The sequence below is a fragment of the Paenibacillus sp. sgz302114 genome (assembly GCF_056120345.1).
The window spans coordinates 1-25,066 of the sequence record NZ_JBVYOI010000011.1; the positions used below are offsets into that span (position 1 = coordinate 1).

Annotated in this window: 27 protein-coding genes; 4 read left to right on the forward strand and 23 right to left on the reverse strand. The window is 52.7% G+C overall.

Annotation, left to right across the window (positions count from 1 at the left end; all coding sequences use genetic code 11):
* A partial coding sequence (locus tag AC0LWF_RS21910) for a hypothetical protein (RefSeq protein WP_474653667.1) occupies positions 1 to 181 on the forward strand: 181 nt, incomplete at its 5' end.
* A 189-nt stretch (positions 182 to 370) separates the two neighbouring features.
* Here AC0LWF_RS21910 and AC0LWF_RS21915 read toward each other — a convergent pair.
* Positions 371 to 1,246 carry a nucleotidyltransferase-like protein gene (locus tag AC0LWF_RS21915; protein WP_474653668.1) on the reverse strand — a complete coding sequence of 292 codons (876 nt, stop codon included), beginning with the start codon at positions 1,244 to 1,246 and terminating at the stop codon, positions 371 to 373.
* 142 nt (positions 1,247 to 1,388) lie between these two features.
* Between AC0LWF_RS21915 and AC0LWF_RS21920 the strand changes: the two genes are divergently transcribed.
* The gene (locus AC0LWF_RS21920) at positions 1,389 to 1,763 is read left to right on the forward strand and encodes a YgzB family protein (protein ID WP_474653775.1); all 375 of its coding nucleotides are present in this window, start codon (positions 1,389 to 1,391) and stop codon (positions 1,761 to 1,763) included.
* A gap of 75 nt (positions 1,764 to 1,838) precedes the next feature.
* Here AC0LWF_RS21920 and AC0LWF_RS21925 read toward each other — a convergent pair whose 3' ends face one another.
* The 6 genes from AC0LWF_RS21925 to gatC all read right to left on the reverse strand — a co-directional run bounded on the left by AC0LWF_RS21925 (position 1,839) and on the right by gatC (position 9,474).
* Complete coding sequence (locus AC0LWF_RS21925; protein WP_474653669.1) at positions 1,839 to 3,563, reverse strand: glycosyl hydrolase family 18 protein; 1,725 nt, start codon at positions 3,561 to 3,563, stop codon at positions 1,839 to 1,841.
* A 155-nt stretch (positions 3,564 to 3,718) separates the two neighbouring features.
* Positions 3,719 to 4,153, reverse strand: a complete 435-nt coding sequence (locus tag AC0LWF_RS21930; protein WP_126019515.1) for a Fur family transcriptional regulator — start codon at positions 4,151 to 4,153, stop codon at positions 3,719 to 3,721.
* 78 nt (positions 4,154 to 4,231) lie between these two features.
* On the reverse strand, positions 4,232 to 6,067 hold the full coding sequence (locus tag AC0LWF_RS21935) for a DUF4097 family beta strand repeat-containing protein (RefSeq protein ID WP_474653670.1): 1,836 nt from the start codon (positions 6,065 to 6,067) through the stop codon (positions 4,232 to 4,234).
* Positions 6,068 to 6,205: 138 nt separating this feature from the next.
* Complete coding sequence (gene gatB, locus AC0LWF_RS21940; RefSeq protein ID WP_474653671.1) at positions 6,206 to 7,648, reverse strand: Asp-tRNA(Asn)/Glu-tRNA(Gln) amidotransferase subunit GatB; 1,443 nt, start codon at positions 7,646 to 7,648, stop codon at positions 6,206 to 6,208.
* A 36-nt stretch (positions 7,649 to 7,684) separates the two neighbouring features.
* Positions 7,685 to 9,142: an Asp-tRNA(Asn)/Glu-tRNA(Gln) amidotransferase subunit GatA gene (gatA, locus tag AC0LWF_RS21945; RefSeq protein ID WP_474653672.1), complete on the reverse strand. Its 1,458-nt coding sequence runs from the start codon at positions 9,140 to 9,142 to the stop codon at positions 7,685 to 7,687.
* 44 nt (positions 9,143 to 9,186) lie between these two features.
* A complete protein-coding gene (gatC, locus tag AC0LWF_RS21950; RefSeq protein WP_090581334.1) occupies positions 9,187 to 9,474 on the reverse strand; it encodes an Asp-tRNA(Asn)/Glu-tRNA(Gln) amidotransferase subunit GatC in 288 nt (95 codons plus the stop codon).
* Between the two features lie 240 nt (positions 9,475 to 9,714).
* On the opposite strand from gatC, the gene AC0LWF_RS21955 reads away from it, so the two are divergent.
* Together AC0LWF_RS21955 and AC0LWF_RS21960 are read left to right on the forward strand one after the other, a co-directional pair.
* Complete coding sequence (locus AC0LWF_RS21955) at positions 9,715 to 10,878, forward strand: hypothetical protein (protein WP_474653673.1); 1,164 nt, start codon at positions 9,715 to 9,717, stop codon at positions 10,876 to 10,878.
* Positions 10,879 to 11,104: 226 nt separating this feature from the next.
* A complete protein-coding gene (locus AC0LWF_RS21960; protein WP_474653674.1) occupies positions 11,105 to 12,175 on the forward strand; it encodes a fatty acid desaturase in 1,071 nt (356 codons plus the stop codon).
* A gap of 54 nt (positions 12,176 to 12,229) precedes the next feature.
* Here AC0LWF_RS21960 and AC0LWF_RS21965 read toward each other — a convergent pair whose 3' ends face one another.
* The 16 genes from AC0LWF_RS21965 to AC0LWF_RS22040 form a co-directional block, all read right to left on the reverse strand.
* On the reverse strand, positions 12,230 to 12,610 hold the full coding sequence (locus AC0LWF_RS21965; protein ID WP_474653675.1) for an ATPase: 381 nt from the start codon (positions 12,608 to 12,610) through the stop codon (positions 12,230 to 12,232).
* A gap of 88 nt (positions 12,611 to 12,698) precedes the next feature.
* Complete coding sequence (locus AC0LWF_RS21970) at positions 12,699 to 13,496, reverse strand: ABC transporter permease (RefSeq protein WP_474653676.1); 798 nt, start codon at positions 13,494 to 13,496, stop codon at positions 12,699 to 12,701.
* Entirely contained in the window at positions 13,493 to 14,461 is a 969-nt protein-coding gene (locus tag AC0LWF_RS21975) for an ABC transporter ATP-binding protein (protein WP_474653677.1), read from the reverse strand. The genes AC0LWF_RS21970 and AC0LWF_RS21975 overlap by 4 nt, the downstream gene beginning before the upstream one ends.
* A 13-nt stretch (positions 14,462 to 14,474) precedes the next feature.
* On the reverse strand, positions 14,475 to 14,678 hold the full coding sequence (locus tag AC0LWF_RS21980; RefSeq protein ID WP_474653678.1) for a PLD nuclease N-terminal domain-containing protein: 204 nt from the start codon (positions 14,676 to 14,678) through the stop codon (positions 14,475 to 14,477).
* A 3-nt stretch (positions 14,679 to 14,681) separates the two neighbouring features.
* Positions 14,682 to 14,894: a hypothetical protein gene (locus AC0LWF_RS21985; RefSeq protein ID WP_474653679.1), complete on the reverse strand. Its 213-nt coding sequence runs from the start codon at positions 14,892 to 14,894 to the stop codon at positions 14,682 to 14,684.
* Complete coding sequence (locus AC0LWF_RS21990; RefSeq protein ID WP_474653680.1) at positions 14,882 to 15,280, reverse strand: DUF5345 family protein; 399 nt, start codon at positions 15,278 to 15,280, stop codon at positions 14,882 to 14,884. Before AC0LWF_RS21990 ends, AC0LWF_RS21985 begins: the two co-directional genes overlap by 13 nt.
* Positions 15,277 to 15,819 (reverse strand): RNA polymerase sigma factor SigY, encoded by a 543-nt coding sequence (gene sigY, locus AC0LWF_RS21995; protein ID WP_474653681.1) that lies wholly within the window; start codon positions 15,817 to 15,819, stop codon positions 15,277 to 15,279. Before sigY ends, AC0LWF_RS21990 begins: the two co-directional genes overlap by 4 nt.
* Positions 15,820 to 15,983: 164 nt before the next feature.
* A complete protein-coding gene (locus tag AC0LWF_RS22000) occupies positions 15,984 to 16,766 on the reverse strand; it encodes an SDR family oxidoreductase (protein WP_474653776.1) in 783 nt (260 codons plus the stop codon).
* A gap of 54 nt (positions 16,767 to 16,820) precedes the next feature.
* Complete coding sequence (locus AC0LWF_RS22005; RefSeq protein WP_474653682.1) at positions 16,821 to 17,735, reverse strand: AraC family transcriptional regulator; 915 nt, start codon at positions 17,733 to 17,735, stop codon at positions 16,821 to 16,823.
* A gap of 28 nt (positions 17,736 to 17,763) precedes the next feature.
* The gene (locus AC0LWF_RS22010) at positions 17,764 to 18,849 is read right to left on the reverse strand and encodes a Gfo/Idh/MocA family protein (RefSeq protein WP_474653683.1); all 1,086 of its coding nucleotides are present in this window, start codon (positions 18,847 to 18,849) and stop codon (positions 17,764 to 17,766) included.
* Positions 18,836 to 19,651, reverse strand: a complete 816-nt coding sequence (locus AC0LWF_RS22015) for a sugar phosphate isomerase/epimerase family protein (RefSeq protein ID WP_474653684.1) — start codon at positions 19,649 to 19,651, stop codon at positions 18,836 to 18,838. The genes AC0LWF_RS22010 and AC0LWF_RS22015 overlap by 14 nt, the downstream gene beginning before the upstream one ends.
* A 47-nt stretch (positions 19,652 to 19,698) precedes the next feature.
* The gene (locus tag AC0LWF_RS22020; protein ID WP_474653685.1) at positions 19,699 to 20,844 is read right to left on the reverse strand and encodes a Gfo/Idh/MocA family protein; all 1,146 of its coding nucleotides are present in this window, start codon (positions 20,842 to 20,844) and stop codon (positions 19,699 to 19,701) included.
* Entirely contained in the window at positions 20,841 to 21,728 is an 888-nt protein-coding gene (locus AC0LWF_RS22025; RefSeq protein ID WP_474653686.1) for a sugar phosphate isomerase/epimerase family protein, read from the reverse strand. The genes AC0LWF_RS22020 and AC0LWF_RS22025 overlap by 4 nt, the downstream gene beginning before the upstream one ends.
* A gap of 10 nt (positions 21,729 to 21,738) precedes the next feature.
* Complete coding sequence (gene uxuA, locus AC0LWF_RS22030; RefSeq protein WP_474653687.1) at positions 21,739 to 22,791, reverse strand: mannonate dehydratase; 1,053 nt, start codon at positions 22,789 to 22,791, stop codon at positions 21,739 to 21,741.
* Between the two features lie 495 nt (positions 22,792 to 23,286).
* Complete coding sequence (locus tag AC0LWF_RS22035) at positions 23,287 to 24,534, reverse strand: M24 family metallopeptidase (RefSeq protein ID WP_474653688.1); 1,248 nt, start codon at positions 24,532 to 24,534, stop codon at positions 23,287 to 23,289.
* A 48-nt stretch (positions 24,535 to 24,582) separates the two neighbouring features.
* Complete coding sequence (locus tag AC0LWF_RS22040; protein WP_474653689.1) at positions 24,583 to 25,065, reverse strand: hypothetical protein; 483 nt, start codon at positions 25,063 to 25,065, stop codon at positions 24,583 to 24,585.
* Between the last annotated feature and the right edge of the window lies 1 nt (position 25,066).

Below are 25,066 nucleotides of genomic sequence, written 5' to 3' on the forward strand. Positions count from 1 at the left end.
TTTGCGCCAAATGAATTTGCTTGTTAGCTCATTCAAAAAACTAGCTCGTCAGAAACACTTTCGCCAGATGGCGATCGTCGTTTCGACGTATTTTTATAACCTTTTGACAGGTCGCTCATTGTTCAGTTTTCAAGGAACAAATTTGTTTCATTTGTTCGCCCATGTCTCAGCGGCGACTTGATTAATATATCACATCCGAACTTTCAAATGCAAGCTTTTTTTTCAAATCTTTTTCTTGCTTGCTTGTCAGCCTTTCAACTGTTTGTCCGTTTCCCGGAGGCGGTAATAAAGAATTTATCATATCTCCCTACACAGCGTCAAGCACATTTCGACAAAAAAATCGCAGACATTACAGCCTGCGATTCCCTCCTTATGAAACGCAGTGATAACGCAGCTCAAGTGCCTCCGTATCACCGGCTAATGGCATAAAAGCGACCTCACGAATGTATCCGCGCTTAACCAGCTTTTGCAATAAGAGCGATAAATCAATATGCAAATCCATAAGCAGTGGATGAAGCTGAAGCTCCATTACACTCCACGGCTCCTCTCGGCTGCAAAGAATCGTAAAGAGCAGCTCACAGGAGGATTTCATTTTGCTCATGACAGAGAACTCACAGGCAAGCATGACAAGCTGCACCCGCTTCTCCAGCGATTCATGCGATGTCGTCAGCTCCTCATACAGCTTGTAGATGCCTGGGTGGAACCTACGCATCTGCCGCCAAACGGTCAGCTCGGGATGAGCACCTTCTTCTATTAGAGCGATGTGCGCCCAATGATGGAGCGCCGCAAGAATATGCGTATAGGCATCGAGCAGATTGTTGTCTTGCAGATCCTGCTTCGCTTGCAGATAAGTGCGAATAAAATTTGAGAACTCGGCAAGCTCCTTCTGTCCGCGAACAGAAGATGGGAAGGACAACAGGCTGTCACGTAAATCCGTCAAGTAATTGTCTCGATCCAAAAGGATCTCCCCCTGTGCAAGCCATTGTATGATGCTGCGGTTCTCCACCCCTGCTGTCCATTGCTCAAGCACAGCAGGACTTACGGTCCGAATCTGGACCCGTTCTCCGCTGTAGCTGACATGCTCGATGCCTCGCTCTGGATCATCTATAGAAGATACAACCAGCAGCAGAAGATCCAGCCCGTCGATTAACGGATTATATGGAAAAGGATTCTCTATCGCAGCTAAGCTAATCACGTTCTCACTATGTTCAAAACTTTGTTTAAAATGCGCTTTTATATGCTCCACGTCTTACCCCCATATAGCTTCATGCTTTTGTTTAAGCTATAATGATTTCGCAGTTGTTTATATGTTGTTCGACAATGTCTGCGCATTTTCCTGCATCGCTTATATAGAAAAGCGCTGGTATTTGTCAGAAGGGGTTGAAATGATGTTCGGAAAATCAAGCAAAATTAATGAATTTCGGCTCTGGGGCCTAATGTTTACGCTATTCGGTATGGGCCTAATGATACTGGGTACGGCCGGAATTGTATTCTGGGGACAAGCAGGTAAAGTATTCGCTGCTATCTTCATGGTCATCGGGATGATTGCAATGCTGGCTAGCGTCGGCGTCTACTTCTGGGCAGGTATGCTCTCGACGAGCGCACGCATCCTCACATGTCCGGAATGCAACCGTCAAACGAAAATGTTAGGCAAAACCGACCGCTGTATGTACTGTAAAACCAAAATGACGCTTGATCCGAAACAAGCGACGGATCTAGACGAGACTGAAGAAATTGTAGAGAGTACTCAGCCTCAAGTCTAACTCCTACAAAACAAACGAAACGCCCTTCACGTAGTCCACTGGACACATGAAGGGCGTTATTGTTTTAGATAAACATTATGGCAGCTGTTTCAATGATTGATTAATGATGCCCCAAATATCGTCTGATGAAAACTGTCTTTGCCATGTGGCAACGCCAGCCAGTCCGTATTTCTTCGCAAGCGCTGTACGTGACTTCATTGACAGCCCGTCTTCGATCCAGATGCGCTGAAGCGCGCCATCTTCTTTATACTCCACGTAGTGTTGACCGGAATCTGCGTCAAAGGTCAGCTTCAGCTTATGCTCTGCAATGATTCCATTAACCGTGTCCATGCCGAGTGCCTTCGATGTTACTTTCGTCTTGCCGCTATCGTCCTTCTTCTCGGTCCAAAGCCTTGCATATAGTGGCATACCCAGCACGAGCTTGTTAGCGGGAACGCCATCCTCTTCAATAATGGTCTTAACCGATTGCTCCGTCCATGGCAGAGACGCTACGGAACCGGAGACAGGGCTGGATGCCCAATGCTCATCGTAGGCCATTATCATCATATAGTCGACTGTCTTGCCAAGCGCGGCGCGATCCAAGAACAAGGACCACATCTCGCTGTTCGACTTCGGCGACACGTCGATAGATACGACGACGCCCTGTTCATGCATAATCGGAGTTAGCTCACGTACAAACTGAACAAGATTCGCCTTGTCTGAGGTGTTCACATTTTCAAAATCCAAGTTAATTCCCTGAAGCTGATACAACTCTGCAAAAGCCGACAGCTGGCGGATCATCTGCAGCCTCGTATTTGCACTTCCGAGCGCTGCCGTCGTACGGTCCGGCTCAAAACCGTTGCTGAACACTGCCCACACCTGCATGCCCTGCTTATGCGCCCACTGAACATACTGCTTGTCCGCTTTGCTCTTGATATTACCTTCGTTATCTAGCAGCTCAAACCAAGTTGGCGAAACAACATTCACCCCTGTCAGATCACCGATCTTGCTTGTGTCCGGCGTCTGCTGGTAGACGGCTTCCCAGGTCAGATTGATTTTGCTGCCGATGACCTTCCATGCATTATAAGGAGCTGGTTCCTGCTGAGCCTTCACTTGCTCGAGCTCCGTTAGCGTAATCGCCTTCTTCGAGGCGTATCCAGCAACACCGTCGATGCTCTGAACGATGTACCAGCCGTCCTTCTCGCCCCAAATGCGTAATTCTTCCTTCTGAGCCAGCCGCTTGAAGATCGCTGCATGATTAGACGGGCTTGTACGAATAACGCCTTCATCTGGAGAGATCCCCCGTTGCACCGCATCTCCGGCACGCATGACCGTGACTATATCCTCAGCTTTGTTATATTCAATGTGCAAACCGTAAAGCTCTTCAAGCGGCGTTGTCGGCAAGTATACCTCGTTATCCTTCACTTCCGCAGCAATGCGAAGTGAATATGCCGCCTTGTTCATCGTCGCCGTCAGTGCATTCGTCTTGAAGCGAAGGACTTTATTCGCATTCGTCATGACGATGGTGCCAGTCTTCTCCTCGAAGTACACCTCTTGCCCCATCCCAAGCTGATCATGGATAAATGATAAAGGCAGCCTGATGTTTTCTCCTTCGACTGAAGCTCCGACTTTGGCAGCCTCACCATGATAAATAATCGGATGCGCTGTACCATAATCAGGCTTCACTTCTCTATTGTTAGGGGATAGCCGTTCCCAGCCTACCCAGATCACGCTTAGCATAGCGAGCAATCCGCTCAGCACGACAATCCATTTCAAATAGCCGCCACTCTTTCGTCTAGCCCGGAAACGAACGGGTTCCACGTTGCAACACTCCTCCCTGATGGTAAAACGATAGGTTTCGCTTGGAATATTATGAGCATAAAAAACGCGCATGAAGGTGTGCTTCCACTCCTCAGGCGCGCGTCCAGTTCAACTGTTCAGATCAAGCAAAATAATTAATTAAATGAATGAATGAATTAGTGATTGTGCCGCGTTGTGCAATCTGCGCAAATGCCGTAGATCTCCATACGATGACCTTCTACCTTAAATCCGGTTTCTCTGGAGGCAGCTGCTTCCACTTCAGTCAACGGTGGGTAGTCGAAATCCACAATGGTGCCGCAAGTGCGGCAAATCGCATGATAATGCTCAGATAAATCAGCATCGAATCGGCTGGAATCATCACCGTAAGTCAGTTCCCTAATAAGACCTGCTTCAACAAACAGACGGAGATTATTATAAATGGTCGCAACGCTCATACTAGGGAACGAAGGCGAAAGCGACTTATAAATTTCATCTGCAGTGGGATGAGTCATGGCATGCATGAGATAGCTTAAGATAGCATAACGCTGCGGGGTCATACGAACGCCGGTGCTTTTCAATTGTTCTAGTGCTTGTTCAACGGTTGCACCCATATTGGCACGTCCTTTCCGCTTTGTTAGAACCATTTTACGTGGAGGCTTTTCATTTTGTCAATGAAGTGGAAAATCATTTTATAGTTTGTAACGATTTACCAGTATGCTGCTGTTCGCGTTTATATTGATCCGAAACGTGCCTGCACCGATGTTTCCACGGATTGTTTTCTTGCTAATCGTAAGCGGCAAATCACTCGAAACATCGCCAAATGTAACAGAGCCGTTCACCGAATAATTGCCCTGCACAGGAAGCTGCAAATGAATCTCGCCAATCGAGCTGTCAATGTCCCAATCACCGCCAACGGCAGCACTAGCCACACCAATATCACCATTAAGAGTATCTGCCTTGATTGCGCCTGAGGCTTCCCTAATCGTAATTTGGCCATTCTTCGTATCCGTCTCGATATCACCTGTAATTTGCAACAGCTCGATATCGCCGCTTTGCGTAGATGCCTGCACGGAACCGGTTGCGTGCGCCAATTTAATGTTACCGTTAAAAGCACTGAGCACGGCGTCCCCTTCCAAAGCAGAGACGACAATGCCTCCGTTCTTCGTCTCCGCGTCAACTGGGCCTGTCAAGCTGCGAAGCGTAAGCTCCCCATATGTTGCTCTGATACGAAGGCCACCGGGCAAATTGAGCCCCGAAATATCAACAGAACCATTCATAACGTCGAGACTAAGTTCCGGTTCAAGAACAGCTATCTGTTCAGTCGCTGTGTTGGTGCTAGCTGTCGCATTATTATTCGTAGACGCTTCCGGCGGCGTTAATGTTGCTTGCCGAATTCCAAATGCCGACTGTGCAGGTATCGTCACTATCATATTCATACGCGGAACACGGTTGCCATTAGCACCGTAAGGATGGCCTTTCGCCTCGATTTCTATTTTCTTGCCGCCGTTCATTGTGATGATCGACTTCTCAGCAACTTCGTCAGCCTCTACTTTATCGGTTGAATCGACCCACATGACCGTCTCCACGGTGACTGCTTGAACTTCTCCGCGTCTTACGGTCACTTTACCGTTCGGATTATTGATAGCGATGCTTGTCGTGTCCGGCTGCAGCACTTCAATCATTAGCCCCTTGTTATATTGAAAGCCCTTCTCTTCGCTGTATCCGCTCGTACCCGTCAAATTCACCTTAAATTCGTCTAACCAACGAAATGGCATGGATGCATATTGCGTTACGCCGAAAGCGATAACTGCAATTACCGTCGCGAGCACCGCGCCGCCGATATCAAAGGCCGGCTTCCTCGAAGCTGTACGGTACACGATGCTAAGGATGACCACCTCTATGCCGAGCATGACAAAAGCAGCCGGCCACCACTTGCCGAGCAGCTCGATATCGTTGCGGCTGCGGAATTGATCCCAAAGCAGAAATGCGCCTATCGTGATCATTATGGCTGATGCAGTAAAGCGCCCTAACTTGAACATCGCATTCTTCCTGCTGGAAGCCGCGATGAGCGCAATAATAATTAAGCCCAATCCTGGGGCGTATGAGCCGATATCATCAAGAGCCGCAAGCAGCGCTTCCGGGGCTTGCACGAGCCAGAGCAGAATGAGCGCCAGTCCGATGACGCTTATTCCTTGCAGCGCAGTGATGAAGCCGCTTGTTCGCTGCGGTTCTGTTGCCGCTACGATGGTTGAGGCGTCCACGGCACGCAGCCTTGCTTTCAACTGCAGCGTATCGAATACGCTGTAGAACCAGAAGAACGGCAGCGCGAGGCCAAGAAAGATGATAAGCAGCGCGTATTTGCCCCCACCCTCGTCTGCGAACCGAATCATAGCCGCGATATCCGTCAAGGTCCCGAGAAGCAGAAGCAGCCCTGTCAAATGTTTGCCCAGCGCCAAATGTCCGCCGCCTGGGACGATAAATGCAAGCAACGGTGCAAAGAACGCACTCCACGAGCGCTCACGCATTGGCATAGCCTCCTTCCCGTACTCCAAGTGAACAACGTGTCATTATTATGTAGTACATATTGTATCACATTTATTGCCATGCAAAAGAGGCATGTCCACGCTCGGCGGACATGCCTCTCACTCTCTTAACGATAAAGCCTATTGATTCAAACGCTCAAGCAAAAGCTTGTTAACAAGCGCCGGATTCGCTTTGCCCTTCGTTTCTTTCATCACTTGACCAACGAGGAAACCGATTGCCTTCTCTTTGCCGGCTTTGAAATCTTCCACCGACTGCGGATTGCCGCTTACGATGCGGTCAACCACTTCTGCGATAGCGCCTTCGTCGCTGATCTGAACAAGACCTTGCTCTTCGACGATTTGCTGCGGACGCTTACCGGACTCAAGCATTTCCTTGAATACCGTCTTCGCGATCTTGCTGCTAATCGTCCCTTTCTCCATAAGTCCGATCATCTCGCCGAGGCCTTGGCCCGTCAGCTTAATATCATCGAGCTCAAGGCCGCCAGCATTCAAGTAGCCGAGCAGGTCGCCCATAATCCAGTTGGACACTGCTTTAGCATCCTTCGTATATTGCAGCGATTCTTCGAAGAAATCTGCGAGCTTCTTCGAAGAAGTGATAACGCCTGCATCGTACGAAGGCAGACCGAACTCCGCGGAATAACGAGCTTGGCGCGCATCCGGCAGCTCCGGAATCGACGCTTGCACGCGTGCTTTCCACTCTTCGTCGATGTGGATCTGCACAAGATCCGGGTCCGGGAAGTAGCGATAGTCATGGGCTTCTTCCTTGGATCGCATGGAGAACGTCTTCCCTTGCGTCTCATCCCAGCGGCGTGTCTCTTGAACAACTTTGCCGCCGCTATCGAGAATGTCCGCTTGGCGCATCTGCTCGTACTCGAGACCGCGCTGTACGCCGCGGAACGAGTTCATGTTCTTCAGCTCGGCGCGAGTGCCGAACTGCTCTTGGTCGTAAGGACGGATACTGATGTTGGCGTCGCAGCGAAGCGAGCCTTCCTCCATCTTAACGTCGGACACTTCGCAATAGAGCATGATCGCTTTCAGCTTCTCAAGGTACGCCTTTGCTTCTTCAGGCGTGCGGATGTCTGGCTCGGATACGATCTCAACAAGCGGCGTACCGACACGGTTGAAGTCCACAAGGGAGCCAAAGCCGCCTTCGATATGCGTCAGTTTACCCGCATCTTCCTCAAGGTGAAGGCGAGTAATGCCGATGCGCTTCGTCTTCCCGTCCACTTCGATGTCGATCCAGCCATGCTCGCCGACCGGCTTGTCGAATTGCGAGATTTGGTACGCTTTTGGCGAATCCGGGTAGAAATAGTTCTTGCGGTCGAACTTGCTGATGTCGGCGATCTGGCAGTTGAGCGCCATCGCAGCCTTCATCGCAAATTCAAGCGCCTGGCGGTTCAGCACCGGCAGCACGCCAGGGTGCCCGAGACAGATCGGGCATGTATGTGTATTCGGCGGTGCGCCGAAGGACGTGGAGCAGCCGCAGAAGATTTTGCTCTTCGTGTGGAGCTCGACGTGCACTTCCAGCCCGACGACCGTTTCGTATTGGTTCTGTTCAAACATCTCGTAGCCCTCCTGCTTCGTTGGCATCCGCGTGTATTATAGCTGCGGACGCTGTTTGTGATGCTCAGTGTGCTGTTCATACGCATGCGCGGCGCGAAGCACCGTGCGCTCGTCGAACGCTTTGCCGATAATTTGCAGGCCGATTGGCAAGCCTTCCGCGAAACCGCAAGGCACGCTGATTGCCGGAACGCCAGCAAGGCTGACCGGAATCGTACAAATATCGTTCAAATACATCGTGAGCGGATCGCCCACTTGCTCACCGATGCGGAATGCCGTTGTCGGCGCAGTAGGCCCGATAATGAGATCAAAGTCTTTGAACACATTGTCAAAGTCCTGCTTGATTAGCGTGCGGACCTTCTGTGCTTTCAGATAATAAGCATCATAATAACCGGAGCTGAGCGCGTACGTGCCAAGCATAATCCGGCGCTTCACTTCAGGGCCGAAGCCTTGGCTGCGGGATTTGCGGTACAGATCGATCAGGTTGTCCGGGTTTTCTGCACGAACGCCGTAACGGACGCCATCGAAACGTGCCAGGTTGGAGGATGCTTCAGAAGAAGCGAGCAAGTAGTACGTTGCGACCGCATATTCGGTATGCGGCATCGACACTTCTTCCCATGTTGCGCCTAGGCTCTCGAACTGTTTCAGCGCTGCAAGTACAGCTTCTTTCACAGCCGGATCAATGCCTTGGCCCATATATTCCTTCGGCACGCCAATGCGAAGCCCTTTCACATCGCCTGAGAGCGCGCTGACATAATCCGGAATGTCCACATTCGCCGAAGTCGAATCGCCCGGATCATAGCCGGCAATCGCTTGCAGCACATAAGCGGAATCTTCGACGTTCTTCGTCAGCGGACCGATCTGGTCAAGGGACGAAGCGAATGCAACAAGGCCAAAGCGCGACACAAGGCCGTACGTTGGCTTAAGGCCAACAATGCCGCAATATGCCGCAGGCTGACGGATCGAACCGCCTGTGTCGGAGCCAAGCGCGAAGTAGACTTGTCCAGCAGCAACAGATGCTGCGGAGCCGCCGCTTGAGCCGCCCGGCACGTAATCCGTATTCCACGGGTTGCGAGTCGGGAAGAAGCTCGAGTTCTCGTTCGAACCGCCCATCGCGAACTCGTCCATGTTCAGCTTGCCGATCGTAATCGACTGTGCGGCCTTCAGCTTCTTCATTACAGAAGCATCATAGATCGGATCATAATTGCGCAGGAACTGGCTCGCGCAAGTCGTCGTGATTCCTTCAGTAACGATGTTGTCTTTAATGCCTGCAGGAAGGCCGAACAACAGACCTTGCTCGCCGCCGGCTTGCAGCGCGTTGTCCAGCTCAGCCGCAGCTTGGCGCGCACCTCCTTCGTTCAATGTCAAAAAGGCTTTAATGGATTCATCCGTCTTCGCAATTTGCGCGTAGGAAGCCTCTACGAGGTCAAGAGCCGACAGCTCTTTCGTTCTTAACTTGCTATGTACGTCTTGAAGGCGTAAATCAAAGAGTGCCAACAGCCTTTCCTCCTTTCGCTATATAAGCGTATCTCGTAAGTGTCTTATTCCAATACAGCCGGTACTTTAAACTGGCCGTCATCCTCATCTGGTGCATTGCGCAGCGCCGTCTCATTGGAAACCGAAGGCTTAATGACATCGTCGCGCATCACATTATATACCGGCAGCACGTGGCTAGTCGGTTCTACATCATCTGTATTTAGCTCGTTCAGCTTCTCTGCGTATTTCAGAATCGCATTCAGCTGACCGTTAAACTGCTCTTTCTCCTGCTCGGAAAGCTCCAGCCGGGCCAAATTGGCCACATGCTCAACATCTTTTATCGTAATGCTCATCGTATTATGTCCCGTCCTTTCTAACCATTTTGCACATATTCTACCTATTATAACGTAAGCGGCCGTTCAAACTCAATGATAAAGCGCATGTGCGGTAGTGGCAGAATGATCTCGAATATGAAGAGAAAGTTCATCTAGAGCTAAGGGTTCTTTTACATTTATTTCAGCTTGATTTAAGGTTTGCCATACATACTGGGTCATGTAACCAACTCCACTACCAAAAAACAGGAGGAAATAATAATGAACAAAACGATGAAGGCTATCGGCCTAACAGCAGCCATTGCGGTGATGATACCGCTGAGCGCGTACGCAGCGACTAACTCAACTTCTACTTCCACTCCCACTTCTACTACAACGAATACGACTCCGACTCCGCAGCAACTAGGCAAGGAGAAAGGCAAGTTTAACGTTCATTTCCAGCAAAAGGTCGGTCTCGGCGGCGCAGTGAGCCAGGAAGTGCTTGATCTACTCAAATTAGATGCAGCAGCGCTTAAAGAGAAGCTTGCTGCCGGCAAGACGCTCGCGCAGGTTGCCGAAGAGCAAGGCGTATCCCGCGACGCATTGAAGCAGGCGTTGACTACGGCTTTCGAGAAGCAGCAAGCGGCTGAGAAGCAAGCGTTCTCGGACAACCTCGATAAGCTTGTCGATAGCGAGCCTGGCGCAATGACGGACGGACGTGGCGGCAGAGGCAAAGACGGCGGCTTCGGTATGGGATTCCAGGGAAAAGAAGGCTTCCGCTTCGAGGACAAAACGGACATTAACGCAGCTGCGGCGCCAGTACTCGGTATGAGTGACGCCGAATTAAACACAGCGCTTCAAGCAGGAAACAACAAGTCGCTGGCTGATCTTGCAAACGATAGAGGAATTGACGTTCAGGAGGTTATTGACGCCGTGAAGCAGGCAATCATTAATGACTTGAACGCATCCGTGAAAGCAGGCGACCTCACGCAAGAACAAGCGGACAAAGCGATTGCTGATGCAGCGAAGATCGCGGAGAATACGGTGAACGGTAAAGACTCCAACGTGAAGATGATCGGTAAATTCGGTTTTGGCAACACCGACCTGTCCGGAGCTGCAACGGCGCTCGGCATTACGGCTGATGACTTGAAGACCGCGCTCGCGTCCGGCAAAACGCTGGCAGATGTGGCGAAGGATAAAAGCGTAGATGTACAGAAGGTGATCGATGCGGTGAAACAAACGATCGTTGAAGGTCTGAACTCAGCAGTGACAGCAGGGAAATTGACGCAGGAGCAAGCGGATAAACAAATTGCGAAAGCTGATGAGCTTGCAGCGAATGTGGTGAACGGCAAGCTGGAACGTAAATTCCATATTAGGGAGAAGCATGTGAAGGAAGGCGACACTAGCGCTACAACTTCAACTTCGACTTCGACAACGAATGCGTAATCAAGGACCATACTTAACGGAATTGAATTGGAATTGGAATTGGAATTGATTGATGATCAGCCGTCCCCTTGTCCTTTGTGGCAGGAGGGCGGCCTTTCTATTTTCGAGCATCCGGTTGATGTGTCAAATCCTCTCTCATAATTTTCGGAAAGCCGCATGCATACCTATTCCCTTACACTATGAAGTAAGCGATCCCATTATAGTTGATAAGGAGCGGAGCAATCCGATGAGTGATGCTGCTGCAAAACGAGATTATAGTATTACAGGTCCCGAGCGGTTCCATGCCATGGAGAAAGGGCTTGTGTCGGCCGATTGGTACAAATGTCCGATTCCGAGGAAACGGCTAAAGGAGCTCATGGTCAGACGAAATGCTCCTGCGCTGCGAGATATTTTGCTCTATCTTGTTGCTATGGTAGGGACTGGTTATCTCGCGTATCTATCGCGGGGTACATGGTGGGCCATCCCCGCTTTTGCCTTATACGGTACGGTTTACTTCGTTGGTTCGGTTTCCAAATGGCATGAATACAGCCACGGAACTCCGTTCAAAACCGGCTGGCCCAATGAAGTGGTCTATCAGTTCACTTCGTTCCTCATCCTCGTGCAAGCGACGAACTTCCGGTGGAGCCATGTGCGTCATCATACGGACACCTACATCGTCGGCAGCGATCCGGAAATTATGGCCCCTCGCCCGCCGAAGTTTAGCCAACTGATCCGGGCAGCTTTTCGGATAGAAGATGTGAAGGGCAATACGCCAAAAACATTGTTCCTGCACGCCATTGGCCATCTGAGCAAGGACGAGAACGAGCTCATTCCGGAAAGCCAGTACGGCAAGCTCCGCTGGGAAGCACGTATATTCATCGGCGTGTTTGTAGTCTTGATTGGGCTTTGTTTCTATATGCACACCATTCTTCCTCTTATGTTCATCGGATTGCCAGCTTACTACGGGTCCTTCCTCATGACTGTGTTGAATGTAACTCAGCATATGGGCTTGTACGAAGACAAACTAGATCACCGGCTCTGCTGCCGGACCTTCTATGCGAATCCGATTCTCCGGTTTCTGTACACGAACATGAACTACCATATGGAGCACCATATGTTCCCGATGGTTCCGTATTACAATTTGCCGAAGCTTCATGAAGAGATTAAGCAGGATTGTCCTGCCGCTGCCCCTAGCTTCTCAGCAGCTGTTCGCGAGGCGGTCTCCGCGTTATGGCGAATCCGTAAGGAACCGACATATGTTGTGGCAAAATATCGCGAGTTCGCTGAACGTATTGACCGGGATGCGAAAGGCGCATAGCGTAAAAAAGGCTGATACTGGTTAATCCCAGCATCAGCCTTTTCATGTCGTCTGTTAAATCCAAGCCTTCAAATGCACTTGGCGAATAAACTCTTCCCGCGTCTGAGGCTCGCCTTCCGCGTCTTCCTCTTCGGAATTCTCGAGGTCACCATTCATAATGCGCTTAAACAGCTCCTCATTATGAGTTGCCAGTGCAAAGTCGATGAGCGCTTCCCGCTCCAAACGATCCACTTCAAGCCGCACCAGCACTTCCTCAAGCTCCACATCCGCAGCAGGCACGTAAAAATTACGGTTCGCTTTCGGAACCCGAATTACATAGTCGAACACGTTGTCCGCATTACGGTCATACGCGATGATATAGCCATATTCCCCTACCGGAAGCCCTTGTTCAAAAAGGTCCGACATAATTACAACACGCTGGCCTAGCTTAAACATGTACAACCACTCCCGTCACCTTTTACCGAATCTCTATCTCCTTCTATCCTACTAAAAAATAGGATTGAAGTCCAATAGAGAGAGATTACTAGAGGGCATCAAGGGAAGGTCGTTTGCGAAGCAGCGCAGATGCAGCGGCAAGCAGGGCAAGGATGAGTATAAACGTCGTTGCGACGCTACCCGCGATATGTTCCTCACTTGGTGCAGCGGCATATTGCGAATACGCCATTTGCGGGAGCATTCCTGGGCTAAAAGCAAGCTCATGAGGAAATGCAGAAGCAGTTAGCGCGAGCAGCGCCGCCACCCCAAGTGCGCATGCCGCAGCAGCCGCTCCGCTTCGCAGCCATGAGCTGAAGAATAGCGTCAGCGATCCAGCGAGACAGAGCCAGAGGCTGAACAGCAGATAGGCGTACAGGCTGTTCTGCCAATTGACGGATTGGAATAATGCCGTCGTATAGTACAGCGCAGCGCCGAAGCCTCCCGCGAAGGCGGTGATGACGAGCAGCGTCATTGCTGCCCATTTGGCCGTAACGAAAGAGAAATAAGAGATGGGTTTGACGAGAATCATGCTTGTAAGTCCGCTTGATCGCTCGGCAGAGACGATACCCATGACAGAGAGCGACAGAATGAGAACGCCGATCGTATTGAACTGCCCCAGCGTCTGGGCCATCACTTCGGGAGCAGATGGCTTCGGAATGGAAATGACCGCCCCAGGCGGCAAGTTCCCGGCATGAGCAAGAATGTCAGGCAGAAAATAGGACATGACCGGCTGCATCGCGCCATACAAAATAAACACGAGCGGCACCCAGAGCAGCTTATAGCTGCGGAGCAGTTCCAGCTGTTCTTTGCGGTATAGTACAAACCACCGCATAGGTCCTAGCTTCATGCTCGGTTCACCACCTTCATGAAGAGATCCTCCAATGTTGAATAGCCGATTTCCAGCTTCGTTACCGGAAGGTTCCGTTCGAGCAGCTGCTCTAGCACGATGCGTCTCGCTTCACTCCTGTCACGAACGAGCAGCTTAGCTGCACAGCGGTTAAGCGGATCTATCTCGTAACGAATGATGCAAGAATCTGCTTGCTTGGCTAGTGCCTGCAGCCAGATCGCCAGCGCCTCGCGAGCACCTGAGCCTGACTCGTTCTCGATTTCGAGCTGCAGAACCGGGTCACGATTCGCCGCGCGAATCTCCCTGAGAGGCCCTTGCAGCGCGATGCGTCCACTTTCCATAATGAGCACATCATCGCACAGCTCCTCCGCATCATGCAGCACATGCGTCGAGAATAGAATCGTCGTCTCCTGCTTCAGCTCGCTGAGCAGCTCCATTACATCGCGCCGACCGATCGGGTCCAGTGCGGACACAGGCTCGTCCAGAATAAGCAGCTTCGGTCTGTGGATGAGCGCTTGCGCAAGGCCGAGGCGCTGCTTCATGCCGCCGGAGTAGCCGGCAATACGCCGCTTGCCTGCTGCCCCGATGCCGACTCGCTCGAGCAGCTCGGCACTTCGCTGCGCCGCTTCACGTCTTCCCATGCCGCATAGCTCAGCCGCATATTGGGCGAATTCCAAGCCGCTCATCCAGCCGTGAAAGGCAGGCGTCTGCGGCAAATATCCGATCAGCGCGCGATGATCCGCTCCCGGCTGTACGCCCGCGATACGGATGCTTCCAGACGTAGGCTTAAGCAGTCCGGTCAGCATACGAATCGTCGTTGTTTTACCTGCGCCGTTCGGTCCAAGCAAAGCTGTGCAGCGACCTCCCCCTAGCGAGAAGGATACGTCCTTCAGTGCTTTAGTAGAGCTGCTGCCGAACTGTTTGCTGAGGTTATGAACCTCGAGAAGCTTCTCCATCTCCATCATTGTCGCACCTTTCCTACGTTTGTTTTCTTCCAATGAGGAAGAACAAGACCGGTCCGACAATATTGAACAGCACGATGATCAGAATCCACATCCATTTAGGCCCTCTCGTTCGTTCAGCTCGAGCGCATACGACGATTGCTGTAATCATAAGAACAAGCTGGACGACTGCAAACGGCAAAATAATCGACAGCAGTTGATTTGTTGTAAGTTGATCCATCTTCTAGCTCCCCTTTCTCTTGCGATATTGGCTCCAATCTACCCGAACGATTAAGAGATAGAACAGCAGCGGCATCGGACACTGGATGAGTCCCCATATCCCCCAGAACCACGGATATTTGCTATGCTTCCGCGCATCCGTGAACAGCCAGGACGACTGGGCGATCAGCAGAATCGCGATTCCAACGAGAAGGAGAACGAGCTTCATTCCTGCCATTCGCGTCGCCGCCTCTCTCTGCGATTCACGCCGTTCACGGCCAGGAAGACGGCTGCCGCCACGAAAGCCGTTCCTTGCACAATTAGGAATAGGACAATGCTGCTCTGCCAGAGCAGCAGCAGCCCGCTCAGCACCAGCGCGCCGAGAAGCCAGAGCAGCGCCAGCTCCTTCCAGTATCGCTGCCGATGCGCTTTATTTTGCTCGCTGACAAGCGCAGTTAGCGCAGCAAGCGAAGGCGGGTTCGGCGGAGTAATGGACTGATCCCACTGCTCGATGTGAGGGTCAAGCAGCTCGCGGTAATCTTTTTCGAGCGCTTGTTCTTGTTTAGGTTGAGGTTCCCGCTCCTGTACTCGCTTCGAACGCTTCGAAGCTTCTGGATTTGTCATTCGTCGCCCAGCTCCTTCCTCAATTGCTTCAATCCGTTATGCAGCCTGGACTTCACGGTCCCGACCGGAATTTCGAGCCACGCCGCTATTTCCTCGTAGGCGTAGCCGTAATAATATTTCAGCAGAATCGGCACCCGGATTTCATAAGACAGCGTGCCGAGCGCATCTAGGGCATCCGGCCAATCGCGCTGCTGCATCGCCGCATCGAACCGAATCGCATGCAGCGCCTGCTCCTCGGTCTGCCATCTCTTCTCCCGATGCTGCTTGCGCATCTCATCCAAGTACCGCCTTGTTGCTATCGAAATGAGCCATGTCGAAAACTTGCTTCTGCTCTGAAAGCTGTGAATGCGTTCAATCGCCTTCAGCATCGTATCCTGCACCAAATCTTCCGCTAGCGCCCTGTTCATCGTCACCTTCAGCATGTATCGGTACAGCATCGGATAGTGGCTGTGCAGCAAGCTAGCCAGCGCATGCTCGTCGCCGCGAACCGCGCTCCTAATTAGCTGCTCGTCTTCGACTGGCGGCTGTACTGTGTTCATGCCCCAGCTCCTTCTCTTTCCCTTTCCCTTACTTGTTCTATCGTCTCAAGCTCATTAACTTCGTTGTCCCCAATATGACGCTCAGCTATGCCGAATTGTTCACTGCCCCTACAAAAAAATCGGCCCGCTTCTGCTTTGCAGCAGAAACGAGCCGAACGCTCAGCTTATATGGTCATTGCGCCGTAACCGCCATCCACTCGAATGAGCGAGCCGGTCACGTAGCTGGACGCCGCATCGGAAGCAAGCCAGACGGCCGCGCCTTGCAGCTCCTTCGGATCGCCGAAGCGCTTCATCGGCATATGTCCCATAATGCTGTTTACCCGCTCCTCGGACAGAATCGCGCGATTCTGCTCCGCCGGGAAAAACCCCGGCACGATGGCATTGACGCGGATCCCGTGCGGCGCGAACTCGCGCGCCAGAAACTGCGTCATGCTGTTCACGGCATGCTTCGACGCCGAATAAGTGAAGACACGCGACAGCGGCGGTCCCGACGAGACCGAGCTGATCGTAATAATGCTGCCGCCGGCGCCAGCGTCAATCATCGACTTGCCGAACACTTGGCAGGCGAGCATGACGCTCTTCGCGTTGACGTCCATAATGCGGTCCCATTCTTCTTCGGTAATCTCGAAGAATGGGGTCGCGCTGTTCGTCCCTGCCGTATGCAGCAGGATATTCGCCTGCCCCGATGGCGACCATTCGATGATCTCGCCGAGGACGCGCTCGAGATCCGTCTTCACAGCGGCGTCAGCCTGGAACAGCGCCGCACGGCCCGTTGCCAGGAGCTCTCGCAGCTTCGGCTCGGACTTCTCGGGATCACGCACGACAAGCGCCGCGTGCGCGCCATGATCGATGAGCGCCTGCGCCATGACGCAGCCGAGTGTACTCGCAGCTCCAATAATGACCGCAGTGCGGCCGGTTAAATCAAATAACGGACTTGCTTGTGCGATGATAACCGCCTCCGATGGGAACCGGCGGCGGGCAGACAGGCCTCCATGCTTAAGCTAATGCTCTGTCACGTGCAGGAGCATCCGTTTCCGGTACGTCTCGGGACTTGCGCCCACCGTCGTCTTAAACAACCTGCTGAAATGAGCCAGATGGTGAAAGCCGACTGCGCGGCACACTTCCGATACGGACTGGCGGGGCTCGAGCCGAAACAGCATTTTGGCCTGATTGATTCGCCGGTTGTATAAGTATTTGAATACGGTCGTACCCGTCACATCCTTGAACAGATTGGATAAGTACGGCTTGGTGAGGTGAAGCGCGCTTGCGATATGATCAAGCGTGATCTCCTCCAGGTAATGATCTTCCAAGTACGAGATGACGCTCTGCACATGCTGCTCCTTCAAAGAGCGATGCTCGCGCTCGTAGGCCGGCTCGCTGCACCAATCGCGAACGAGATGCAGCAGCTCGACGACCCGCAGCACGAAGCGATCATAGGCGGTTCGCACACCTGTCTCGCTTTTACGCTTATAGAGCTGGTTCATCTCTTCAAGCAGTCCCTCGAGCTCCGCTTGGTCTTCCGCGCAGAGCGAAATGCGAATGTTGCGCAGCTCCTCGAAGGGTCTAAGCAGCATCGCGGCGGTGTCCGCTTGAAGCACTTTATGTATGTAGGCCGGATCCATATGAATGATCGTGCGAATGTAAGGCTTATGCGGAGACGGGTTGGGACAATGAAGCGTCATGCCATGCATGAGAATCAAATCGCCAGGCTGTAACGTTATCAGCTTGTCGCCGATCAAATAATTGCACTCGCCTTCTTGAAAATAATACAGTTCATAGAAGGCATGCGAATGAAATTGAGCACCAGGCATCGGATGATCATTCCGATAGATGAGCTCGATCGGCTGCTGCCATTGCATCGTGAGCGGCACACAGTTCCCCTCCATATTGAAGTACATATGAACTGATTTTATCATGCCGCTCCCATTTTCAGTACACGTTTTGCTAGATGCGAATCGCTTTATTTTGAGCAAGCAGGCAAAGCTCAGCCGCTTTGAAAGCATGAGCCTGCGTCATCGCGTTCTCTGTGCGGTTCAAGCAATCCAAGATCAAATCGCCGAAGAAAGGAAACCCGATCTGCCCGCCAACGGAAAGATGGTGCTCGCCCTCATGGTTGACGAGATAGACGTGATCGCCGCTCTTCTCGCGTCCGACATCGATATACTTGCGCAGCTCGATGTAGCCGTCCGTCCCGAGAATGGTCGTTCTGCCGTCACCCCATGTGCCAAGACCATTAGGAGTGAACCAGTCCACGCGAAAATAATTCGTCGCTCCATTATCCCCGACAAGCGTCGCATCGCCAAAATCCTCCAGCTCCGGGTAATCCGGGTTGCTGTAATTGGCAACCTTGCTGTGGGCAACCGTCGCGTCCTTGCAGCCTGCAAAGGACAGGAACTGTTCGATCTGATGGCTGCCGATATCGCAAAGAATGCCGCCGTACTGCTCCTTGCGGAAAAACCAGTCCGGGCGCGACGTTTTATTGAGACGGTGAGGACCTGTGCCAAGGACCTGCAGGACGCGTCCGATGGCGCCATCCTGAATGAGTCTGCCTGCGTAGATCGCGCTCTCCACATGCAGCCGTTCGCTATAGTAGACCATATATTTGCGTCCAGTGGACGCTGCAGCCGCTTTTGCCGCTTCCAGCTGATCGAGCGAAGTGAACGGCGTTTTGTCCACAAAATAATCCTTGCCATGGTTCATCACCTTCACGCCTAATGCGCCGCGCTCGGATGGAATGCCGGCGGATGCAACGAGACGCACCTCTGCATCTTCCAGAATGACTTCTGGCGACTGGGCGACTTGCGCTTGCGGAAAGGATTTGCGGAATGCCTCGACTTTCGCGGGATCCGAATCGTACACCCATTTTATCGTACCGCCTGCTTCTAGCAGACCGTTCGTCATACCATAGATATGACCGTGGTCAAGCGCCATTGCCGCGAAGATAAACTCGCCCGGGCCGCACACCGGCGACGGCTTCACGATGGATACCGGCGCGTAATTCATGCCGTCATTTCGATTAAACAGTGACATCGCCTTTCAGCTCCTCCTCTTGATACACCCATTGCTGCAGCGCTTTGTAGCTGATCGCCAAGCTTTCGAACGGGTCACGCTGGCATGTATCCTGCTCTACGACATACCATTCGACGCCGATTTCACGGCATGCTTCGATAATGGCCGGCCAGTTCAGATTGCCTTCGCCAATCTCTGCGAACACTTGCTGATCGTTCAAGATCGCCATGTCCTTGAGATGGATGACCTTCATCAACTCGGACTTGCGAATCCATGCGACCGGATCGGCGCCTCCCGCCTGCACCCAATACGTATCCAGCTCCAGGCTGTAAGCGGCTGACTGCCCTTGCGGGGTTGATCCTTCAAGGAGTATATCCATGCCCGTCGAACCGCTGCCTCCTTCGAACTTTTGAAACTCAAATTTATGGTTGTGATAAACGAGTTCCAGTCCCGCTGCTGCTAGCTTCGTTCCAATGCCGCAGAGGATTGTTGCCATCTCTTCATAGCCATCGCGGCTAGTGCGATACTGCTCGGGAAGCCCGCCTAAGCCGATGTATTTGCAATTCCACGATTGATGCTCGGCGATGAGCGCATCCAGATCGTTCAGCAGCCTCTCGTACGGCACATGCGTTGCGCAAATCGTCAGACCATGGCGCTCGCAAATGCTGGCTACTTCATCCGGCGAAATCGGGCCGATACCGGATAGCTGCACGGCGTCGTAGCCGATCGCTTTTACTTTACCTAGCGTTTCGTCGAGCTCTTCGGCTGTTCTCACATAGTCGCGGAGCGTATAGAGCTGCGCGGCGATTTGCTTCTTGAACATTGTGATCACTCCTTAATGGATGATGGTGGGGGACGATGGGCTTCGGACTATTTTGTCGCAGCAGATGCTGCTTGTCTCTGGAATTTGGAGCTGGCGATTCGCTTGTTCAGCTCTGATTCATGCAGCGCTTCGTCGAGCGGCAGCTCGACCCAGCCGTCAATCCATGTCGAGAGATGCATCGCGTTCGAGAGCGTGAGACCGAATATGCCCTCTTCACCTGGTGCAACAAGCGGCGTTCCATTCAGCACTGCGTCGGTGAAGTTCTGGAGAATGCCCGCATGTTCAGGGCTAGGTCCGCCGCTTGGAATGTCGATTTTCCAGCATTCCGGCGAAGCGAATGGCTCTTTGTTGCGCGCGTTGAACGCTGCTTCTTCTTCACGGATACGGTAAAACGTCATTTTGTCGTCTTCGATGACGATTTTGCCGCGGCTTCCTGCAACTTCGAGTCTGTTCGTGCCCGGCGCCTCGGATGTCGATGTAATGAACACCGCTGTCGCACCGTTCTCGTATTCCGCATATGCGGTCACTTCGTTCTCTACCTCGATGTCGCGATTTTTGCCAAATTGACAGAAAGCGCGCATGCGAGTCGGCATCATGCCGGTCGTCCACTGCCACAAATCGAGGTTATGCGGACATTGGTTAATGAGCACGCCTCCGCCTTCGCCGCCCCAAGTTGCGCGCCAAGTGCCGGAATCGTAGTAAGCCTGCGTCCGGTACCAGTTGGTGATGATCCAGTTGATGCGGCGGACTTCGCCGATTTCGCCAGATTGAATCATTTCGCGCAGCTTCTGGTAGAGCGGATTCATCCGCTGGTTGTAGACGATACCGAATGTCTTGCCGCTGGCTGCCGCCGCTTCGTTCATCTGCCTTACCTGCTTGGCATAAACGCCGGCCGGCTTCTCGATGAGAACGTGCATCCCTTTGCTGAATGCATGGATCGCCTCGGAAGGATGGTCATAGTGCGGCGTTGCCACAACAACTGCATCCACCAGCCCGGAATCGATCATCGCTGCGGAGTTCTCGAATACTGCAATTTTATCGCCGTATGTTTCTCTCGCCCAAGCGCGCTTACTTTCGAAGCCGTCGCATACCGCGGTGAGGACAGCACCTTTGATCGAGCCCGATGTCAGAATCGACGCGTGACCTGAACCCATATTCCCAATACCGATAATGCCAAAACGAAGCTGTTTCACTTAATTTCCTCCATCCAAGTTCGAATTTGATTCGCATAGGTTTGAAGCATGGTTGGTGTGTCAAAGGTTTGGCTAAAATCCTCGAGTCCGAGCCAGCCGTCATAGCCGACTGCCTTCAGGTCGCGCAGTACCTGCTTCCATGGCACTTGACCATTCGCGATCGGCCTCCAGCCTGCGCTCCATTCGATGGATTGAAGCGGATCATCTGATTGTTGGGCGGACGGCTGCTGCCAGCCCGCATTTTTCACATGGACATGAGCGAGATATGGGCCGAGCAGTTCGAGCCCCATCCGGTAATTCTCGTAGCCTTCGTAAACCATGTTGCCGGGATCGTACAGCACCCCGATATGGTCAGGATTGAATGCTGAGACAAGCCGGTGCGCAAGCGAGGCGCTCGGCGCGATGGTCAGGTGGTGCGTTTCGATGATCGCTTTGATGTTATAAGCGCGAGCAAGCTGTTCGACTTCATGTAAGTAGGATGTTGTTTGATTGTATAGATCGTTATAGTTGCTGCTGCGGTCGTAGCCAGGTACCCCGGCACGGATCATGGTTGCGCCGAGCTTGCTGGCCAATCGCATGATGTTTTCGGTGCCCTCGATGTCGCCGCAGGTGAGATATGGCGTGACGGAAATCGCTTGTCTGTTGTGCTTGGCGGCAGCTTGCGCGAAGCGATTGATCTGGTCCTCGTCAGCACTTGGCGAGAGGGTGCAATGGTTGTTGCCCCAGAAGGACGGCGGCTCGCTGTGCAGATGCGGCGCGGTTTCTTTGCATCGCCATTCGATGCCATCGATGCCGGAAGCGGCGGCTGCTTCGCACAGCTGCTCCGGTGTCATGTCCGGCGTAGCAACGGTGAATACGGATAATTTAAGCTTGGATGATGCCATAACAGGCTGGTCAGCTCCTCGTCTTCGTCTTCGATAACGCTTCCCAGATGCCGTTCAAATATGTCGCGCCAAGCGCTCGGTCGTAGAGGCCGTAGCCCGGGCGGCCTTGCTCGCCCCAAATCATTCGGCCGTGGTCCGGTCTGAGCGGACCGGTGAAGCCGGTGTCGTAGAGCGCCTCCAGTACGCGAACCATATCAATGGAGCCGGTGGAAGAGAGATGCGCTGATTCTTGGAACGAGCGCGGGCCGGTACGCAAGATGTTGCGCGTATGTGCAAAATGCAGTTTATTTTGGGAGCCGAAATGATGAATAATGGCGATTAGGTCGTTATCTTCGTTCGCGCCAAGCGAGCCTGAGCAGAACGTAATGCCATTCGCCGGACTGTCTACATGCTCCGTGAGACGGCGCAGCTGATCAAAGTTGCTGACGATGCGCGGCAAGCCAAAGATCGGCCATGGCGGATCATCCGGATGGATCGACATGACGATGCCCGCTTCCTCCGCGACTGGAATGACGCGCTCTAGGAAGTAAGCTAGGTTGCTCCAGAGCTTGTCCTCCGTCACGTCGGCGTAAGCGTCGATAAGCTGACCCATCTCTTCTTTCGTATAGCTGGAATCCCAGCCCGGAAGCGAAAGATCACCATTGACTGGATCCATGCGGGATATCGTCTCGTCCTCGAAGGTGAGCGTGTTCGAGCGGTCTGGCAGCTGGAATGCCAATTGAGAGCGTGTCCAATCGAAGACCGGCATGAAGTTGTAGCAAATGACAGGTATGCCAGCTTCACCTAGGCGGCGAATCGTTTGACTGTAGTTTTCAATGTAACGGTCGCGAGTCGGGCGTCCGAGCTTGATGTCCTCGTGTACGGGAACGCTTTCAATTACTGAAATTTGTAAGCCAGCGGCTTCGACAGTCTGTTTCAGCGCGAGGATGGACTCCATCGGCCACGCTTCGCCGACAGGCACATCGTAAAGCGCCGTAACGATGCCGGAAACCCCAGGAATTTGGCGGATATTTTGTAAAGTGACCGGATCGTCCTGGCCGAACCACCTAAATGACATAATCATGCTCTACACCTCTTGGATTAGGAATGTTAGTGTCCATCTAGCTGTATATACATGGAATTTCAAGCTAATTGTAGCATAGCGCGGGGAAATAAAGACCAACTTCGAGGATGTGCTTAACCACAGTTAAATGATGGGGTGAAAAGCAGTGTTTGAGTTAAGTTGGGTTCGTGGGTTCGTGGGTTCGTGGGTTCGTGGGCGTGATGCTGCATGTATGCGTTCTCTCAGACAAAAGAGCTGCTGACTGCGCCACTCATATGAGAGAGGGAAAGCCTCTCTCAACTAGCTATTCCCCTTCGATTCGTCGCATATTTCGCAAAGAGAGCGGAAAAAGCCTCTCTCACCTGCACAAACGTGCCGATCCACTACCTGAGAGAGGCAAAATCCTCTCTCAGGCTAACTCGCGACGTGTGACAATCTGAAGCCGCTGAGCGCTAAGCATATATTCGTGCTCCAGCCACAAAGCACTCTCGACGCACCGACCACAACAGCCCGCTGCTATGGGAGCACAATCAACCCTTCCGGCGAACGGGTCAACTGGCGGCAACCGGTGTCCGTAATGAGGTAGCTGTTCTCGATGCCGACAACGCCGCGGCCGGGGAATGTGAACTTCGGCTCGACCGCGAGCACCATTCCAGGTGCAAGCAAAGTGTTGAAGCCTTTGGCAAGAACCGGCCATTCGTCGACTTCAAGACCGATGCCGTGACCGAGGAATTTCACTTGATTGATGCCATGGCCCATAAAGTGGTCCGCAAGCCCAGCTGCCGCCGCTCCCGCGAGCGCATCCGCATAGAGACTGTCGCACGCAATGCCCGGTCGCATCGCAGCCTCAGCAGCATGAATCAGCTCTTCTGCCTTCATATACGCTTCAGCCAAATCATCCGGCAGCCCCCCGATAACCGCCGTGCGGGTCTGATCAATCACATAGCCATCAATGCAGCAGCCGATATCTATGAGAATCGGCTCGCCTCGCGAAATCACCTTCCGGCTGGTGCTTTGCGGAAAGGATGGCCCGAGACCAAGCCCACCGGCAGGCCCGTCAAAAGCACTCGGCACCGCAACAGCCGCGCCCGCCCCAACCATGCCTGTCGTAATCTCCATGTTATATGTCCGGGTCCGCATCAATCCGATATGCCCGCGCATCCGAATTTCATATTCAATACGAGCCATCAGCTCAAGCTCCGTAATACCTTCCCGGATGATGGGGGTCGCCTCAACCAGCGCTTCAGCAACGACCTGCGCCGCAGCCTCAATTCGGCCTACCTCCCATGGCGATTTCACCATACGCACCTGCCTCATCAGCGATGATCCATCCACCAGCGTACAGCCGCTGCCTAGCACATCAACTAGCCGCGCATAGCTAGCCGCCGGCAGCACATCCATCTCCGTAGCGATCCGCACCCCCGCCTCACTAATGCCGCCAGTAAACACAGCCGGATGATCCTGCTCCAGCTGCGTCTTAAATCCGCGCAACGACGGCATCGCCTCTACGCGCACAGCCGACTCCAGCTGTGCTCGCTCCAAGCTGCGCCTCACATAGAAGACTGGATTTCCCACCGCAGGAATAAAAGCATAGCCTGCCTGCATAGAGCCCGTTATATAGAACAAATCGACATGCTGCGTCACAAGAAAAGCATCTGCCTGCTCGGCAGCCATAAGCTGCTGCAGCCGGACGATTCGCGCCAATACTTCATCCTTCTCAATCGTTGCGATCAAATTGCTATGCATCGCTTTCGCTCCTTGCATAATTCCGTATTTTCCTCCATTACAACAAAAGACCAGCGGCTGAGTCAACTAAGACGTCAGCTCTGCTGTTCCTTTAATGGTCCATTCTATGGGGGCAATCACATGAAATACACGCGGATAAACAATTCGGGCAATCAAGATAACACCGGGCCTCTGCAGCGTCACTTCGTAATCAAAGCTGTCGTTGCGATAGCTATACGGAAAATCCTCATCATCATTAACCACTTCGAACGCAACCACCTCAACGCGCTCCTTCAAAAACGTGCCTGGCAACGGTACCCCATTCGTATCCAGCTGCAAGTTGCGCTGCAAATAGAGGTCCGCCTCCGCTCTTGCTGCAGCCTCATCAATGTGCAATTGGCCATTCGCTAGCGCGGCCCCATCCACCTGCTGCGCCGCTGCATGGGCAGCTCGATTGACAGCATGCTTTCCTTGAAATAAAGCATTAATCGCCATCTCCTCATCCGTTTGCAGCGCATGCAGCAGCATCCAAATGACCATCATCAGCATCATAAACACAAGCTTGTACATC

Bases quoted from the DNA above. Each gene is read 5' to 3' on its own strand.
- AC0LWF_RS21960 (WP_474653674.1), top strand. From the start codon at position 11,105: ATGAGTGATGCTGCTGCAAAACGAGATTATAGTATTACAGGTCCCGAG.
- AC0LWF_RS22015 (WP_474653684.1), bottom strand. From the start codon at position 19,651: ATGTTCAAGAAGCAAATCGCCGCGCAGCTCTATACGCTCCGCGACTAT.
- AC0LWF_RS22005 (WP_474653682.1), bottom strand. From the start codon at position 17,735: ATGATAAAATCAGTTCATATGTACTTCAATATGGAGGGGAACTGTGTG.
- AC0LWF_RS21955 (WP_474653673.1), top strand. From the start codon at position 9,715: ATGAACAAAACGATGAAGGCTATCGGCCTAACAGCAGCCATTGCGGTG.
- AC0LWF_RS22025 (WP_474653686.1), bottom strand. From the start codon at position 21,728: ATGGCATCATCCAAGCTTAAATTATCCGTATTCACCGTTGCTACGCCG.
- AC0LWF_RS21930 (WP_126019515.1), bottom strand. From the start codon at position 4,153: ATGGGTGCAACCGTTGAACAAGCACTAGAACAATTGAAAAGCACCGGC.
- AC0LWF_RS21920 (WP_474653775.1), top strand. From the start codon at position 1,389: ATGTTCGGAAAATCAAGCAAAATTAATGAATTTCGGCTCTGGGGCCTA.
- AC0LWF_RS21975 (WP_474653677.1), bottom strand. From the start codon at position 14,461: ATGATGGAGATGGAGAAGCTTCTCGAGGTTCATAACCTCAGCAAACAG.
- AC0LWF_RS21985 (WP_474653679.1), bottom strand. From the start codon at position 14,894: ATGGCAGGAATGAAGCTCGTTCTCCTTCTCGTTGGAATCGCGATTCTG.
- uxuA (WP_474653687.1), bottom strand. From the start codon at position 22,791: ATGATTATGTCATTTAGGTGGTTCGGCCAGGACGATCCGGTCACTTTA.
- AC0LWF_RS21980 (WP_474653678.1), bottom strand. From the start codon at position 14,678: ATGGATCAACTTACAACAAATCAACTGCTGTCGATTATTTTGCCGTTT.
- AC0LWF_RS21990 (WP_474653680.1), bottom strand. From the start codon at position 15,280: ATGACAAATCCAGAAGCTTCGAAGCGTTCGAAGCGAGTACAGGAGCGG.
- AC0LWF_RS22010 (WP_474653683.1), bottom strand. From the start codon at position 18,849: ATGTCACTGTTTAATCGAAATGACGGCATGAATTACGCGCCGGTATCC.
- sigY (WP_474653681.1), bottom strand. From the start codon at position 15,819: ATGAACACAGTACAGCCGCCAGTCGAAGACGAGCAGCTAATTAGGAGC.
- gatB (WP_474653671.1), bottom strand. From the start codon at position 7,648: ATGTTTGAACAGAACCAATACGAAACGGTCGTCGGGCTGGAAGTGCAC.
- AC0LWF_RS22035 (WP_474653688.1), bottom strand. From the start codon at position 24,534: ATGCAAGGAGCGAAAGCGATGCATAGCAATTTGATCGCAACGATTGAG.
- AC0LWF_RS21965 (WP_474653675.1), bottom strand. From the start codon at position 12,610: ATGTTTAAGCTAGGCCAGCGTGTTGTAATTATGTCGGACCTTTTTGAA.
- gatC (WP_090581334.1), bottom strand. From the start codon at position 9,474: ATGAGCATTACGATAAAAGATGTTGAGCATGTGGCCAATTTGGCCCGG.
- AC0LWF_RS22040 (WP_474653689.1), bottom strand. From the start codon at position 25,065: ATGTACAAGCTTGTGTTTATGATGCTGATGATGGTCATTTGGATGCTG.
- AC0LWF_RS21970 (WP_474653676.1), bottom strand. From the start codon at position 13,496: ATGAAGCTAGGACCTATGCGGTGGTTTGTACTATACCGCAAAGAACAG.
- AC0LWF_RS21935 (WP_474653670.1), bottom strand. From the start codon at position 6,067: ATGCGTGAGCGCTCGTGGAGTGCGTTCTTTGCACCGTTGCTTGCATTT.